Here is a 15,122-nt window from a genome sequence, read left to right as displayed (position 1 = left end):
CCATTTGCTATTGTAACATAAAAATATCAATCCTTGGAATCTTTCATCCTATTAAAAAAGACATGATTGTTTCATCATGCCTCTGAAATATGTTGAATGATTGTTTGAATTGCTTCTTTTCCATTATATTTTTTTAGAGCTGTTTTATACATCTCATTATTTTGATTTAATTCTTCGACATGCTTTATAAGAGATTTCACAGTCACATCTTCTTCATACAATACGGAAGCATATCCTTGTCTTTCAAAAGACTCTGCATTTAGTATTTGATCTCCACGGCTTGCAAATTTCGATAGCGGAATTAAAACCATCGGCTTTTGCAATGTTAAAAACTCAAAAATGGCATTAGAGCCCGCACGTGAAATAACAAAATCTGTTATCGCTAATATGTCTGGCAGCTCTCCATGTATATATTCAAATTGTCTATATCCTTCTTGATTTTGTAAGCTTTCATCAAGATTATCTTTTCCACAAAGATGAACAATTTGATACTTTTTCAGAAGTTCTGGTAACGCTTCTCGAACAGTTTCATTAATTTTCTTTGCGCCCAAACTTCCTCCCATAATTGTAATAACTGGCTTTTTACGTGAAAAACCTAAAAACACTAAACCTTTTTCATGATTTCCCTTTAGCACGTCTTCACGTACAGGAGATCCTGTATAGATTACTTTTTCTTTCGGTAAATGTTTCGCAGCTTCTTCAAATGTAACAAATATTTTCGAAGCAAAACGGAGCGCAATTTTGTTTGCTAGTCCTGGCGTCATATCAGATTCATGTAATAAAACAGGGACTCTATTTAGCCATCCTCCAATTACGACTGGTACAGATACGAAACCACCTTTTGAAAAAATCACATCCGGTTTTAGTTTTCGAATCCTTACATAGGCATCCATAACACCCTTCATTACAAGAAAAGGATCTTTTATATTTTTCAAATCAAAATAACGACGTAGCTTTCCGCTTGCAATACTATAGTACGGAATGCCTTCCTTTTCTATAATTGTTTTCTCAATTCCTTGATGAGAACCGATATAAGAGATATCCCAATTCTGTTCTTGTAAATGTGGAATGATGGCTAAATTAGGTGTTACATGCCCTGCCGAACCGCCACCTGTAAAGACTATTTTCTTCATACGTCTCCCCCTTCTACACTATAATACACTAAAATATCTTGCCTCAGGGTGAGAAAATACCATAGCCGTTACAGATGCTTCTGGTTCCATCATAAATCCTTCCGTTAATGAAATACCTATTTCTTCTGGATGAATAAGGCGAAATAACTTTTCTTGATCCGCAAGTTCTGGACATGCTGGATAACCGAAGGACACGCGTATCCCTCTATATTTCGTACGGAAGCGTTCTTCCATCTTCAGTTCTGGTGAATCTGGAATGCCCCAGCGATCACGAATGAGCATATGTGTTTTTTCAGCAAGTCCTTCTGCTAGTTCAAGCGCTAACGATTGAATAGCATGACTGCGTAAATAATCACCCTTCGCCTTCCACTCTTCAGCAATGTCCCGAACGCCTTCCCCAACCGTAACAGATAGGAAAGCAACATAGTCCATCTCATCTCCAACTGGTCGTACATAATCACCTAAAGTACGATATGGTGCTTTTCCTTGTCTTGGGAATGTGAAACGCTCTATAACACGCGTATGATCTTCTGGATCATATATTACAATGTTTTGTCCGTCACTTTGCGCTGGGAAAAATTGATACACCGCTTTCGGTTTTAACCAAGATTGTCCTTCCTGCAATAATTCATCTATTAAATCATTTAATTCATGTGCTTTCTTATCTCCCTCTCGCAAAAGCTTCTTCACATTTCCTTTTAATCCAAGGTGATGTCCAAGTAGCATTTGTCTATTTAAAAATGGAGCGAGGTGTGCAACTGGAATATCACGTAATACAATTCGCTTTGTTGAATCAGGTATCATAACCTCAGCCTTCGGTAATGGTTCAATTACTGCTGGAATTTCTACTTTCTTCTCCTCTTTTTTTACGATATGAAGATGACGCTCTTTTTTATCTTGTTTCATCTTCTCGCGCTCTTCTTCTTTTTGAAGCTTATTAATAATATCAAGCCCGGTCATCGCATCACTCGCATAGCATACGAGCCCTGTATATGATGGTGAAATACGATTATCTGTAAACTTTCTCGTTAATGCTGCCCCGCCTACAACGATTGGAATATCAATATTTGCCGCTTTTAAATCTTCAGCAGTCGTTACCATTTGTTGCGCTGATTTTACTAATAAACCAGAAAGGCCAATAATGTCAGGCTTCTTTTCTTGTACTTCTTGTACGATTCGATCCGAGCGAACATTGATTCCTAAATTAATAATCTCATATCCGTTATTCGATAAAATAATTTCAACGAGGTTTTTCCCAATATCATGTACGTCACCTTTAACAGTTGCTAATAATACTTTCCCTTTTTTCGCACTCTCGCTAGATTCCATATGTGGCTCTAAATAGCTTACGGCAGCTTTCATACTTTCAGCACTTTGCAATACTTCGGCAACGATAAGCTCATTATTATTAAATAATCGTCCCACCTCATCCATTCCTGTCATAAGTGGGCCATTAATAATATCCAAAGGTTTTCTTCCTTCTGTAAGTGCGAGGCTTAAATCTTCTTGTAGCCCTTGTTTCGTACCTTCAACAATGTAATTTGCCAACCTTTCATCAAGAGTTAATGTTTCTTGGATAACGACATCTTTCTTTTTTGCCGCGCGATAAAAGTTTGTAAATTCTTCTAACGTCTCTTGCGTCGTTTCAAAAAGTAATGCATCTGCAAGACGTTTTTCTTCCTCTGGAATTGACGCATACCGTTCTAATTTTTCCGTATTCACAATCGCGTAATCTAATCCTGCTTTCGTTGCATGATATAAAAAGACGGAATTTAATACTTCGCGGCCAGCTGGTGGTAAACCAAATGATATGTTACTTACACCTAAAATCGTTAAACACTCTGGTAATGCTTCTTTAATAAGGCGAATTCCTTCTATCGTCGCTGCCGCTGAACCAATATATTCTTCATCACCTGTACCTACAGGAAATACAAGTGCATCAAAAATAATATCTGACGGGCGTATACCATATTTCGTCGTCAATAACTCATAACTTCTTTTCGCGATTTCGAGTTTTCGTTCTGCACTAACCGCCATACCATCTTCATCAATTGTTCCTACAACAATAGCAGCACCATATTTCTGAAGAAGCGGCGTCACTTTTTTAAATCGTTCTTCTCCATCTTCTAAATTAATTGAGTTAATAACAGCTTTTCCTTGAATATAAGTAAGAGCTCGCTCCATCACATTTTCATCTGTTGAATCAATCATAATCGGTACTTTTAACACTTTCGTAACTTCTGCCAAGAAGTTTTCCATATCTTCTATTTCATCGCGATCAGGGTCTGCCATACAAATATCAATAATATGAGCATTTTTCTTCACTTGCGCTCTTGCGACTTCAGCAGCCTCTTCAAATTTCCCTTCTGCTACTAATCGTTTAAATTTACGTGACCCAATAACGTTTGTTCTTTCACCAACAAATAATGGTCTCATAGAGTCATCATATTGAAGTGCCTCTAATCCACTAACCCCGTGTCCAGCTCTTTCGTGGTGTTCACGCGGCTTAAGAGAAGCTAACGCGGATTTCATCGCTTTTATATGTTCTGGTTTTGTGCCACAACAACCACCGATAATATTAACCCATCCTTCTTCAGCAAATCGCTTCACTTTTTCAGCGAGAGAAGATGGAGATTCATGATAATGTCCATCTTCATCAGGAAGACCTGCATTTGGATAACAAGAAATGTAACACTCCGACAAATCAGATAGTGAACGAATATGGTCTCTCATAAACTCCGGACCAGTCGCACAGTTTAATCCAACAGATAATGGCTTCATATGTTCTATCGATAAGTAAAAAGCCTCAATTGTTTGCCCAGCCAGAGTCGTTCCCATCGGTTCGATCGTTCCCGAAATCATAATAGGGACAATTTTATTTAGCTCGTCAAAAGCTGCTTGAATTCCAATATAAGCAGCCTTCACGTTACGCATATCTTGACTCGTCTCAACGAGTAATACATCTACGTCGCCATTCAATAAACCTCTCGCCTGCCGTGTATAGGCTTCAATTAATTCTCCGAACGTCACACCACCTGTAACACTAATCGCTTTCGTTGTTGGTCCCATTGCTCCCGCAACATATACTTCCTTCCCGCTTTCTTTGACCGCTTGCTTCGCTAAACGTGCTGCCTTCTCATTTAATTCCTCATCTAAATGAGACAACTCATAATCACTTAATACGATATTCGTCGCCCCAAATGTATTTGTTTCAATAATATCCGCTCCAGCTTCAACATAAGCTTTATGAATCTTTAAAATGACATCAGGCCTTGTTTCTACTAAATATTCATTACAGCCTTCGTACTCTTCTCCTCCGAAATCTTCCGCAGTTAAGTCCTCTTGCTGGATCATTGTTCCCATTGCACCATCTAATATTAAGATGTTATTTTGTAATTTTTCTTCTATACATTTCATCAGTTAATACCTTCTTTCACTTCTTGCTTTTCTCTCACATATTTAACAAGATGTTCTGTAATTTCATATTTTAGAAATGGTGTAATAAGATAAATGCCGTTAAAATACTTCATCGCCGCATCAATTAATTCTTGTGAAATGAGAATTCCTTCCTCAATTGCTGCCTCTTTCGTTTCATGTCCATCCATTCTCTCCCTTATTTCTTCAGGTAGAGTAATACCCGGTACCTCAAAATGAAGGAAATCTGCATTCCTTTTACTTATTAATGGCATAATCCCAATAAAAATAGGTTGTTCCAAATGCTTTGTCGCTTCATACACTTCTTCAATTAACGCGATATCATAAATTGGCTGCGTTAAGAAATATTCCGCTCCAGCATCTATTTTCCGTTCCATTCGCTTAACCGCTGCTTTTAAATGTCTTACATGCGGATTAAACGCACCTCCCACTGAAAACCTTGTTGCTGGACCTATTGATTTCCCTAAAATCGAGCGCCCGTCGTTCATTTCTTTAATCATTTTAATGAGCTCAATAGAGGACAAATCATATACAGAAGTGGCACCTGGAAAATCACCGACGCGTGCTGGATCCCCAGTTAAAGCTAACACTTCTTCCATGCCTAACGCTGATAGGCCTAGTAAATGAGATTGTAGTCCGATGACGTTATGGTCTCTACACGTTAAGTGCGTCAATACCGGAATATCGTGCTTCGTTAATAATGCCCCCATTGCCATATTCGAGATGCGAGGCGATGCTAATGAATTATCTGCTAGAGTAATAGCATCTGCACCAGCCCTTTTCAATGCTCTTGCTCCTTCAAAAAATCGCTGCGTATCTAACGTTTTCGGTGGATCTAATTCCACTACTACTGTCGTTTGTTTTTTTGCTTTCTCTGCTAAAGTGACATGAGCTTTCGAACGTTTCTCATGTGTATGAACTACTTTCGGTCTTTGAATCGTATCCTTTTCTATTACAGGCGTAACATTTAGAGTAGCACGTTTCATACTTTCGATATGTTCTGGAGTAGTGCCACAACAACCACCCAATAACCGAATACCTTGCTCAATAAATTTCGGTGTCATCGCTTCGAAATAAGCCGGACTTCCCTCATATACGTAGCGTCCCTCCACATAATTCGGGAGACCTGCATTTGGATATGCTGACAAGTAGCCATTTTGAGGAATCGATATCATTTTAAAAGCTTCCGTCATGTGAAGTGGCCCTAGTTGGCAGTTCAATCCAACGACATTTGCACCGTAATCTAAAAGCTGTTTTAATATTTCATTTACATCATTTCCATTTTGAGTCGTACCTGCCTCATGTAATGCTAATTGAGCTACAATTGGAATATTCGTTTGTTTTCGTAACACCTGAACAGCATGAAGTAATTCAAACTCATCATAGAAAGTCTCTAATAGCAGTCCATCAACCTGTTCTTCTAGTAATGCACTTGCCTGTTCCAGTAACATAAATTCTCGCTCCATATCAGTTGTCGTAACAGCTCCAATATGTTTCATACCGCCAATTGTTCCTAAAATTGCATTTCTGTCTGTAACAGATGCTTTCGCCAGTTTTACTGCGGCTCTATTAATTTCAGTAACTTGATTTTCTAAACCATACATACGTAATTTCGCCTCATTTGCTCCGTACGTATTTGTTTGAATCACATCTGCCCCAGCAGCTACATATTGTTTATGAATCGATATAATTAAATCTGGATCAGATATATTTAATTCTTCAAAACTACTTTGCAAACCATGTGAATGTAATAACGTTCCAACCGCACCATCACCTATTACAATTCCTTTTGATAATAAATCTAGTAATTTCACAAATCTCCCTCATTTCTATCAATATAAAAAACCCCCTCTTCACTTTGAAGAGGGGGACATAATCGTTCCTCCTCTTATTATGCAAAACATTCGTTTTGCAGGTATTAGCACCGTTTCAAACATTTCGTTTGAAGGTTGCCGGGTTTCACAGGGCCTTTCCCTCCACCGCTCTCAATAAGAGTTTGTCTTTATTATTTTATTTATGTAGCTAAAAGGAAATACGTTCCCCTTTTAACAATGTTTGTTAATTTTTTAATAAATTTAGCATGCACAAATTCAAAAGTCAATGACACTTGCGGAAAAATAAAAATTATTTAAAATAAAGTTGCAATTCAATTATCTTTTGTTGTAAAGTTAAAAACATAATAAAATTTCATACGAACATTCTTATCTAGAGAGGTAGAGGGACTGGCCCTATGACGCCTCAGCAACCATTAACATTTGTTAATAAGGTGCTAATTCCAGCAAATTGTGAAAGATTTGACAGATGAGAAGAAGACTCTATTCAAACCGAAAGCCTTCTTCTTTAGAAGGCTTTTTTTATTTTACATTCACTTAATTGTTAATTTAAAAAGGAGGAATTTTCACATGTCAACTATTGAAACAAAACTAGCACAAATCGGAAACCGGAGCGAAACTACAACAGGAACTGTTAACCCACCTGTTTACTTTTCAACTGCTTATCGTCACGAAGGAATTGGTAACTCTACTGGCTTTGACTATTCACGAACTGGCAATCCAACTCGCGGTCTTTTAGAGCAGGCAATTGCAGATTTAGAGTACGGTGAACAAGGTTATGCCTGTAGTTCAGGGATGGCAGCTGTTCTCCTCGTCCTTTCCCTATTCCGTTCTGGAGACGAACTTATTGTATCTGAAGATTTATACGGGGGCACTTATCGATTATTTTCTGAGCACGAAAAAAAGTGGAATGTTCGATGTAGATACGTAAATACACAATCTATTAAACAAATTGAGCAAGCTATCACAACTGAAACGAAAGCTATTTTCATAGAAACTCCAACTAATCCGTTAATGCAAGTTACTGATATTGCCGCTGTCGCAACTGTAGCGAAAAGACACGGACTCCTTCTTATTGTAGACAACACATTCTATACGCCTTATATACAGCAGCCATTAACAGAAGGTGCCGACATTGTACTTCATAGCGCAACGAAATATTTAGGGGGACATAACGATGTCCTAAGCGGACTTGTCGTTGCAAAAGGAAAGGAACTTTGTGAGGAAATCGCTCATTATCATAATGCCTCTGGTGCGGTCTTAAGTCCATTTGACTCATGGCTATTAATTCGTGGTATGAAAACGTTAGCGCTTCGTATGAGACAACATGAAGAAAATGCAAAAGCAGTTGTTGCTTATTTAAATGACGCTGACGGAGTGACAGATGTATTTTATCCTGGAAGAGGCGGCATGATCTCATTTCGTCTGAAAGATGAAACATGGATCAATCCATTCTTACAATCTTTATCCTTAATTACATTCGCTGAAAGTCTTGGTGGTGTTGAAAGTTTAATGACGTATCCAGCAACGCAAACACACGCTGATATTCCTGAAGAAATCAGAACAGCAAACGGTGTATGTAATCGTCTTCTACGATTTTCCGTTGGCATTGAAAATAGTAACGATTTAATTCAAGACTTAAAGCAAGCCATTAAACTTGTAAAAGAAGGTGTAAGAATATGAGTTATTCTATAGATACACTCTTACTGCACAACCAATATAAACATGACTCGCAAACAGGAGCTGTTAACGTTCCCATCTATAATACATCAACATTCCACCAGTTTGATGTAGATACGTTCGGAAAATATGACTATAGTCGCTCTGGTAATCCAACTCGTGAAGCTCTTGAAGATATCATTGCTTTATTAGAAGGAGGAACAAAGGGATTTGCCTTCGCATCAGGAATTGCAGCGATTTCTACTGCATTCCTCCTTCTTTCACAAGGCGATCACGTACTCATTTCAGAAGACGTATACGGAGGAACTTACCGAATTATAACTGAAGTGCTCTCCCGTTACGGTGTGTCACATACATTTGTTGATATGACAAATTTAGAAGAAATAAAGCAAAACATTAAGCCAAACACAAAACTCTTTTATGTGGAAACACCCTCTAATCCACTTTTAAAAGTGACAGATATTCGTGCTGTTTCTAAACTTGCAAAATCTATTGCTGCCCTTACTTTTGTTGATAATACATTTTTGACACCACTATTCCAGAAACCACTTGATCTTGGCGCCGATGTCGTTCTTCACAGTGCCACAAAATTCATTGCCGGTCATAGTGATGTTACTGCCGGATTAGCGGTTGTAAAAGATGCCGAACTCGCTCAAAAACTTGGATTTTTACAAAATGCATTCGGCGCTATTTTAGGTCCTCAAGATTGTTCTCTCGTACTTCGCGGTCTAAAAACATTGCATGTACGTCTTGAGCATTCAGCTGCAAACACCAATAAAATTGCACACTATTTACAAGAGCACGCTAAAGTTAAAAACGTCTATTATCCTGGCTTACAAACACATCTTGGATTTAATATTCAACAATCTCAAGCTACATCAGCCGGAGCTGTCCTATCTTTCACTTTACAATCAGAAGACGCACTCCGCCAATTTTTATCAAAAGTAAAATTACCTGTCTTTGCAGTTAGTTTAGGAGCTGTCGAATCGATTCTTTCCTACCCAGCTAAAATGTCACATGCAGCACTGTCGCAAGAAGCTCGTGATGAAAGAGGGATTTCTAATTCATTACTTCGGTTATCCGTCGGTCTTGAAAATGTTGACGATTTAATATCCGATTTTGAAAATGCCCTTTCTTATGTAGAAGAACCTGTAAATGCATAGAACGAACAGAAGGTATGAAATTAAGTTTTCATATCTTCTGTTTTATGCCGTTACGTATATTTTTTACTTTTCGTATAGTTCATAAAAAAAACGAAAGAGCACCATCTATTTCTAAATAATGAATTAATTGATATATTAAGAAGTAAAAAAGGGGCAAAAATAATGGATACTTGTGCAGATGTTTTAATCGTTATCGATTTACAAAATGGAGTATGTTATAGCGAAGAGCATTTATTTGATTTACAAAATTTACTTACAAAAGTAAATAAAAGAATTTCTTCATACAGAAAATCAAATAAACCAATCATTTTTATTCAACATTGTGATGATGATTTAGTACCCGAAAAAGAACTTTGGGCTATTCATGCTGATCTAGATGTTCAGGAACAAGATTTTTTTGTAAGAAAAACACATGCCAATTCATTTTATAAAACAAACTTGAAAGAGATTTTAGAACAATTATCTGTACACCGTATTGAATTTTGTGGCGCCCAAACAGAGTACTGTATGGATGCTACGATTAAATTTTCCCATGGACTAGAATACGAAAACTTCATGGTACAGAAAGCAACCTCTACGTTAAATAATCCATTTATGTCCGCAAAAGAGACAATTGATTTTTATGAGAACATATGGAACCGCAGATTTTTAAAGCTGATAAAAGATGAACTCTAGAATATATAACTAATGTCTTGGTAATTCTAAAATTTATCAGCTATACTCAAATGTTTTGTTATCACCATAAAGATGCTGACTACATTCAGCTTCTTTTCTTTTAACCTGTTTTATATTCTATATATAACATTATAATTCCTTTTTCTTATTATTTTAAAAATTTTGTATATTCATTTGAAAGAATAAGAAAATCATGATAAAATTGTGTTACAAATATATCTATATCTTTCAATTTTTAAAACGCATCAAAATTTTCACCCAAAAATGTCATTTTACAAAACCATGCAAATTTACCTACTTTATTTACATCAGGGTCTCTTTTCTTACAATTTCTTTACTTTAGGAATTTTTTTCTGCAACAACTGTTTTCTTTTCTTTAATTTTTTGGTATGTATAGTATGGTATAACAGCTCACACGGAGGTGGAAAAGAACATGTTAGAAACCTTTCAAAAAGAAATAGAACTATATGAAAGCAATGCAGAATTATTGAAAGTACTTGCTCATCCTGTTCGCTTATGTATTGTAAAAGGATTAATTGAACGTGGTCCAAGCAACGTTTCTACAATGTACACTGGCTTAAACATGCCACAATCTACAATTTCACAGCATTTAGCAAAATTAAAAAGTGCTAAAATCGTTTCAAGTGAAAGAAAAGGATTGGAAATTTATTACAAAGTAGAAAACGAGACAATTATTCAACTCGTTCGCGTATTATTAGGTTAAGAGCTCATAAACAGAGAAAAAGGGCGTATTTTATATTTTTCATCTCATATCTTTAATATAAATATATATCATGAGAGAAAATATATGATGCTACATAATTAAAAAGTCGTATTAAAAAACAAGACACAGAAATATGCTGTGTCTTGTTTTTTTATATTTTCAAATACTGATTCAAGTGTAACTGTTGCATATGTTTCGTATGTATCACAACATCAAATGCAATCCCTAATCCTCCGCTCAAAATCATAGAACGAACTGCACGATTTTGTTTTTGAGTTTCAGAAAAAGGATTTCGATCTTGGTGATCCGTAAGCTGATCTAATATTCCTGCTGCTAACAAAAACTCAGATTGCTTCTTATGCCATACTATATTCATGCCTTGCAGGCTAAACATCTCTTTCAGTTCGTCCCAATGAATATGAGTAGTAAGATCCATTTCACCTGGATGCGCTAAAGGATTACGGATTAACTTATGCTCGTAATATCCTCGTAAACTTCCTTCTTGATGTGCAGGATGCATCCATTCTTCTTTTGTGTATCCATAATCAACGGTAATACATACACCTCGTTGAAACCATTTCGCCATTTCTACTATATATTCTTCCATCGCAAGTGGCACTTCAAAACGCTGACCTTCAGCAAGATGAATATTATATTTCAATAAGTATCGACCAATACTTTTCTGTAGCGGTCTACATACTTCTGCGAGTTTCCCTTCCTCTGTGTACGTAACACGTACTTCATACAATATTCCATTTCTCTTCTCAATTACTTCAACAGGAAATGCATCAAATAACTCATTCGAAAAAAGAATCCCTTCGAACGATTCTCCCATTTCACTATGCGACGTATAATACGACACATTAGAAAACGAACAAAGATTTTTCTGCTGTAAGTTTCTATGAAAAGGGCTCATTTCAATCATTGAATAGTTTAAATCCATAAAGGTTTCTGGAGATACTTGCTTCCACTCTTGTAAAATATCATAGGCAAACCTTCCTGTTCCCCCACCAATCTCACAAATATTCGGAGCAACTTCACCATTTTCAACAAGACGAATAAAAAACTTAGCAAATGTTTTTGCAAAAACAGAGGATACGTTGCTACTTGTAAAAAAATCCCCTTGTCTTCCAATTTTTTCACGTTCCTTCATATAATAGCCATGTCCCTCTGTGTACAATACGAGGTTCATATACGTACTATATGAAATTGAATAATCCTTCTCTTTCTCCATCCATTCTTTTAAAATGAGCTCCATCTCCATACTAGCTCCTTACTGTAAAAATGGATTATTTTCTTTTTCAAAACCAATGCTTGTTTCTGGACCATGTCCACATAGCACCGCTGTTTCATCTGGTAATACAAATAATTTTTCTTCAATGCTTCCAATCAATTCAGCAAAACTTCCACCGGGTAAATCTGTTCTTCCGATGCTCATTTGGAACAATACATCACCAGAAAATACAGCATTCGCCTCTTTACAATAATAAGAAATACTGCCTGGAGAATGTCCTGGCGTCTCAAAAATCTCAAAATTAAATGAACCAATTGCTAATGCACCTTCTGCATCAATAATATGATCTGCTGGTTTTGCTGTAATACTGCGATTCATCATAAAAATTTGAGAGCCATTTACAGTTGCATCGCCTAACCAATCTGCTTCTTCTTTATGTACATACACAGGAATATGAAAAGCGTCTCTTACCGCGTCAACAGCACCAATATGATCAAAGTGAGCATGTGTTAATAAAACAGCCAGTGGCTTTAATTGTTCTTCTTGTAAATATGTAACGAGCTTCTCTCCTTCGTGACCAGGATCAAAGATAATACACTCATTTTGATCATTCGTTAAAATATAAGCATTCGTTTGTAATGGGCCTAACGGCATTTGTATCCATTTCATATGAAAATCTCCTCCAATTATTAAACTTACTTTCAATGATACAACATTTTTTTCTCTTAGGAAAAGAAAGGATGCTATCTCGACAATCATTTTTAAAACATGTACAATATAAAAGAGTTAATATTCTAAAAACTCATATTAAGGAATGGGTAGACAGAGGAGGATATTGTATGGGCCTTGTTATTATTTTTGCGCTAGTCACTCTGTTAGCTGTATTCGCTACGCTTAGAACTCTTCGCGAAAAAAATTTATTCGCGGGCGGCTTTGCAATTGCAACTGTACTCGTTTTCGGATGGTTTACGATCATGACTGTTCTATATAACGGGTACCCACCAGCAGCTTAATTCATTTACATGTTATTCTTCATCAAGGTTTCACACAAAAAGAGGAAGGGTTTCCCCTTCCTCTTTTCATATTTCACAACTTATGCCATCTTCGCTTCGTATTTGTGCTTTTTTACAAGCCAAGCTCCTCCGATAACACCTGCATCATTACCAAGTATTGCAATCGCTAACTTTGTGCTCTTTACAGCACGTGAGAAAGCATATTGCTCGAAATAACGTTGAATTGGCTCTAATAGTGCATCTCCAGCTTTAGATACGCCCCCGCCAATAACAATTTTCTCTGGGTTCAACGTACTAGCAAGGTTCGCTACAGCTAATCCTAAATAAGAAGCTACTTTTTCTACTACTTCGCCTGCTAGCTCGTCACCTTGTCCAAGTGCTTCAAACACATCTTTTGATGTAATACGCCCTTCTTCTGCTAACATAGAACGTAGAACACTCTCTTTATTAGTCTCTTGTATTTTTTGCATAGCAACACGCACAATACCCGTTGCAGATGCTACAGTTTCTAAGCAACCAAATTTCCCGCAATTACATGGGAAAGCATTCTCTGTAACTACTGTAATGTGTCCGATTTCACCAGCAGCTCCGCTTACGCCGTGTACAATTTCACCATTGGCAATTACACCGCCGCCAACACCAGTACCAAGTGTCATACAGATTAAATCTTTTGCTCCTTCACCAGCACCTTTCCACATTTCACCAAGCGCTGCTAAGTTTGCATCATTATCAATAACAACAGGTAATCCTGTTTCTACTTCTAATAAATCTTTTAACGGATAGTTTTTCCATCCTAAATTAACCGCTTCATAGATCATTCCAGACGCCACGTGTACAGGACCAGGAGCTCCCATACCAATACCGATTAACTTGCTTTTCAATTCACCTAACTCTTCTAACTTTTTATCGATAGCTTTCGCTACATCAAGCGTAATATGTTTTCCTTGCTCATTTGTATTCGTAGGGATTTCCCACTTATGTAAAATTTCACCGTACACATTAATAAATGCTAATTTAATCGTTGTACCACCAAGGTCAACCCCAACTAACCATTTCTCTTCCATGTTGCTTACCTACCTTTATCTAATTCTTATTTAGCTCTTTTTGAATTTCTTGCTTCAATAAAAATAAAGCTGTTTGATAGTCTTGTGGATCGATTAACTGTGATTGATTTAATTCACGCAATTCATCTTGCATTAATTGTAAATCTGCAATTCGATCACCCGTATAAATAATCGTACCAAATTTCTTTAGCAATTGTTGAATATCATAAATAGATACCATTTCATCACCCTCTATGCTCACTTACTATAAAAAATTATAATAAGAAAACGTTCACATATTTTATTATAATCAAGAAGAAAAAGTCTCGTCAATTTTTATTTGTCTATACAAGCCCATTCTTAACCATTGTTCCTTTTTCTGTAATAATTTTTTCTACGTTTTTATCAAACGGCTCTACTGGAATATGGTCTACCATTTGAAAACTATAAGCTAATGATAGCGTTTTCCCTTTATAATGCACGAGATAACGATCATAATACCCACCGCCATATCCAATCCGTTCTCCTCGCTCTGTATAAGCTACACCTGGCACGATTTGAAGATCAATGTCATCTGCATTCACTTCTTCCGTACGCGCTGGAATTGGTTCACGTAAATTCATATACACTATTTCTAATTGATCAAAATTACTAATTTGCCGGAAAGACATTGTTCGTGTTCCTTTATTACACTTTGGAACAACAACTCTCTTTCCTTCTTCCCAAGCTTTTTCGATAATAGAATATGTATTCACTTCATTTTCCATTGAGAGAGTGATTCCAATTGTTTTAGCTTCAGCCCACTCTTTTTGCGCATACAACGAAAATGCAATTTGCTCTGATAAAGTTGTATACCGTTCTTCTGATAAAGAATTCATGTGCTCTATTATTTGTTTACGTAAACGTACTTTCTCTTCTCTCACACACTTTCCCCCTCACAGTAATACTTTGCTCTACGATGATAGTGTATCACTTTTAACAGGGGAATCGAATAAAAAAAGAAACAGTAGGAAAATATTCCTACTGCTTACTTTGTTTCACGGTGTAACGTAGACTTCTTGTCACGCTTGCAATACTTTTTAAGCTCGATACGCTCAGCGTTGTTACGTTTGTTTTTCTTTGAGATATAGTTACGATCTCCGCATTCTGTACATGCTAGAGTAATATTCACACGCATTCTTATTCCCTCC

General features: G+C 36.7%; 14 protein-coding genes and 2 riboswitches. Of the genes, 5 read left to right on the top strand and 9 right to left on the bottom strand.

Going from position 1 to position 15,122, the window contains the following annotated elements; all coding sequences use genetic code 11:
* Positions 1-74 precede the first annotated feature (74 nt).
* The 3 genes from murG to ILT06_RS03210 are packed head-to-tail and all read right to left on the bottom strand — an operon-like array spanning position 75 to position 6,382.
* Positions 75-1,133, bottom strand: a complete 1,059-nt coding sequence (murG, locus tag ILT06_RS03220) for an undecaprenyldiphospho-muramoylpentapeptide beta-N-acetylglucosaminyltransferase (RefSeq protein ID WP_064474799.1) — start codon at positions 1,131-1,133, stop codon at positions 75-77.
* A gap of 18 nt (positions 1,134-1,151) precedes the next feature.
* Positions 1,152-4,550 (bottom strand): methionine synthase, encoded by a 3,399-nt coding sequence (gene metH, locus ILT06_RS03215; RefSeq protein ID WP_088048112.1) that lies wholly within the window; start codon positions 4,548-4,550, stop codon positions 1,152-1,154.
* Positions 4,550-6,382 carry a bifunctional homocysteine S-methyltransferase/methylenetetrahydrofolate reductase gene (locus ILT06_RS03210; protein WP_088048111.1) on the bottom strand — a complete coding sequence of 611 codons (1,833 nt, stop codon included), beginning with the start codon at positions 6,380-6,382 and terminating at the stop codon, positions 4,550-4,552. Before ILT06_RS03210 ends, metH begins: the two co-directional genes overlap by 1 nt.
* 71 nt (positions 6,383-6,453) lie before the next feature.
* A riboswitch (SAM riboswitch) is annotated at positions 6,454-6,563 on the bottom strand.
* Positions 6,564-6,766: 203 nt separating this feature from the next.
* Positions 6,767-6,876, top strand: a riboswitch (SAM riboswitch).
* 94 nt (positions 6,877-6,970) lie between these two features.
* On the opposite strand from ILT06_RS03210, the gene metI reads away from it, so the two are divergent.
* The 4 genes from metI (at position 6,971) to ILT06_RS03190 (ending at position 10,642) form a co-directional block, all read left to right on the top strand.
* On the top strand, positions 6,971-8,083 hold the full coding sequence (gene metI / locus ILT06_RS03205; RefSeq protein ID WP_088048110.1) for a cystathionine gamma-synthase/O-acetylhomoserine thiolyase: 1,113 nt from the start codon (positions 6,971-6,973) through the stop codon (positions 8,081-8,083).
* Entirely contained in the window at positions 8,080-9,243 is a 1,164-nt protein-coding gene (metC, locus tag ILT06_RS03200) for a cystathionine beta-lyase (protein WP_149173396.1), read from the top strand. Before metI ends, metC begins: the two co-directional genes overlap by 4 nt.
* 162 nt (positions 9,244-9,405) lie before the next feature.
* Positions 9,406-9,918, top strand: a complete 513-nt coding sequence (locus ILT06_RS03195) for a cysteine hydrolase family protein (RefSeq protein WP_000379163.1) — start codon at positions 9,406-9,408, stop codon at positions 9,916-9,918.
* A 433-nt stretch (positions 9,919-10,351) separates the two neighbouring features.
* Positions 10,352-10,642: an ArsR/SmtB family transcription factor gene (locus ILT06_RS03190; protein ID WP_000894375.1), complete on the top strand. Its 291-nt coding sequence runs from the start codon at positions 10,352-10,354 to the stop codon at positions 10,640-10,642.
* A gap of 151 nt (positions 10,643-10,793) precedes the next feature.
* On the opposite strand, the gene ILT06_RS03185 is transcribed toward ILT06_RS03190, so the two are convergent.
* Both ILT06_RS03185 and ILT06_RS03180 read right to left on the bottom strand, forming a co-directional pair.
* Positions 10,794-11,906, bottom strand: coding sequence for a class I SAM-dependent methyltransferase (locus ILT06_RS03185; protein ID WP_088048108.1), 1,113 nt, complete (start codon positions 11,904-11,906; stop codon positions 10,794-10,796).
* Positions 11,907-11,915: 9 nt separating this feature from the next.
* Positions 11,916-12,545, bottom strand: a complete 630-nt coding sequence (locus ILT06_RS03180; protein WP_000871244.1) for an MBL fold metallo-hydrolase — start codon at positions 12,543-12,545, stop codon at positions 11,916-11,918.
* 170 nt (positions 12,546-12,715) lie between these two features.
* Between ILT06_RS03180 and ILT06_RS03175 the strand changes: the two genes are divergently transcribed.
* Positions 12,716-12,889, top strand: coding sequence for a DUF2759 domain-containing protein (locus ILT06_RS03175; protein ID WP_000524847.1), 174 nt, complete (start codon positions 12,716-12,718; stop codon positions 12,887-12,889).
* Between the two features lie 80 nt (positions 12,890-12,969).
* Here the strand turns inward: ILT06_RS03175 and glcK are convergent, their stop codons facing one another.
* From glcK to rpmG, 4 genes are all read right to left on the bottom strand, one after another.
* Entirely contained in the window at positions 12,970-13,953 is a 984-nt protein-coding gene (gene glcK, locus ILT06_RS03170; protein WP_064474792.1) for a glucokinase, read from the bottom strand.
* A gap of 19 nt (positions 13,954-13,972) precedes the next feature.
* Positions 13,973-14,173: a YqgQ family protein gene (locus ILT06_RS03165; RefSeq protein ID WP_000253699.1), complete on the bottom strand. Its 201-nt coding sequence runs from the start codon at positions 14,171-14,173 to the stop codon at positions 13,973-13,975.
* A 103-nt stretch (positions 14,174-14,276) separates the two neighbouring features.
* Complete coding sequence (locus ILT06_RS03160) at positions 14,277-14,855, bottom strand: 5-formyltetrahydrofolate cyclo-ligase (RefSeq protein WP_064474791.1); 579 nt, start codon at positions 14,853-14,855, stop codon at positions 14,277-14,279.
* A gap of 104 nt (positions 14,856-14,959) precedes the next feature.
* Positions 14,960-15,109 (bottom strand): 50S ribosomal protein L33, encoded by a 150-nt coding sequence (rpmG, locus tag ILT06_RS03155; protein WP_001265616.1) that lies wholly within the window; start codon positions 15,107-15,109, stop codon positions 14,960-14,962.
* Positions 15,110-15,122: the final 13 nt, after the last annotated feature.

This window comes from Bacillus sp. 17RED48, from assembly GCF_019837545.1.
Classification (GTDB): domain Bacteria; phylum Bacillota; class Bacilli; order Bacillales; family Bacillaceae_G; genus Bacillus_A; species Bacillus_A wiedmannii.
Note: the sequence above shows the minus strand (reverse complement) of the source record. Positions and strands in the feature narration are given on the sequence as shown.

Bases quoted from the DNA above. Each gene is read 5' to 3' on its own strand.
- murG (WP_064474799.1), bottom strand. From the start codon at position 1,133: ATGAAGAAAATAGTCTTTACAGGTGGCGGTTCGGCAGGGCATGTAACA.
- metH (WP_088048112.1), bottom strand. From the start codon at position 4,550: ATGAAATGTATAGAAGAAAAATTACAAAATAACATCTTAATATTAGAT.
- metI (WP_088048110.1), top strand. From the start codon at position 6,971: ATGTCAACTATTGAAACAAAACTAGCACAAATCGGAAACCGGAGCGAA.
- metC (WP_149173396.1), top strand. From the start codon at position 8,080: ATGAGTTATTCTATAGATACACTCTTACTGCACAACCAATATAAACAT.
- ILT06_RS03195 (WP_000379163.1), top strand. From the start codon at position 9,406: ATGGATACTTGTGCAGATGTTTTAATCGTTATCGATTTACAAAATGGA.
- ILT06_RS03190 (WP_000894375.1), top strand. From the start codon at position 10,352: ATGTTAGAAACCTTTCAAAAAGAAATAGAACTATATGAAAGCAATGCA.
- ILT06_RS03185 (WP_088048108.1), bottom strand. From the start codon at position 11,906: ATGGAGATGGAGCTCATTTTAAAAGAATGGATGGAGAAAGAGAAGGAT.
- ILT06_RS03180 (WP_000871244.1), bottom strand. From the start codon at position 12,545: ATGAAATGGATACAAATGCCGTTAGGCCCATTACAAACGAATGCTTAT.
- ILT06_RS03175 (WP_000524847.1), top strand. From the start codon at position 12,716: ATGGGCCTTGTTATTATTTTTGCGCTAGTCACTCTGTTAGCTGTATTC.
- glcK (WP_064474792.1), bottom strand. From the start codon at position 13,953: ATGGAAGAGAAATGGTTAGTTGGGGTTGACCTTGGTGGTACAACGATT.
- ILT06_RS03165 (WP_000253699.1), bottom strand. From the start codon at position 14,173: ATGGTATCTATTTATGATATTCAACAATTGCTAAAGAAATTTGGTACG.
- rpmG (WP_001265616.1), bottom strand. From the start codon at position 15,109: ATGCGTGTGAATATTACTCTAGCATGTACAGAATGCGGAGATCGTAAC.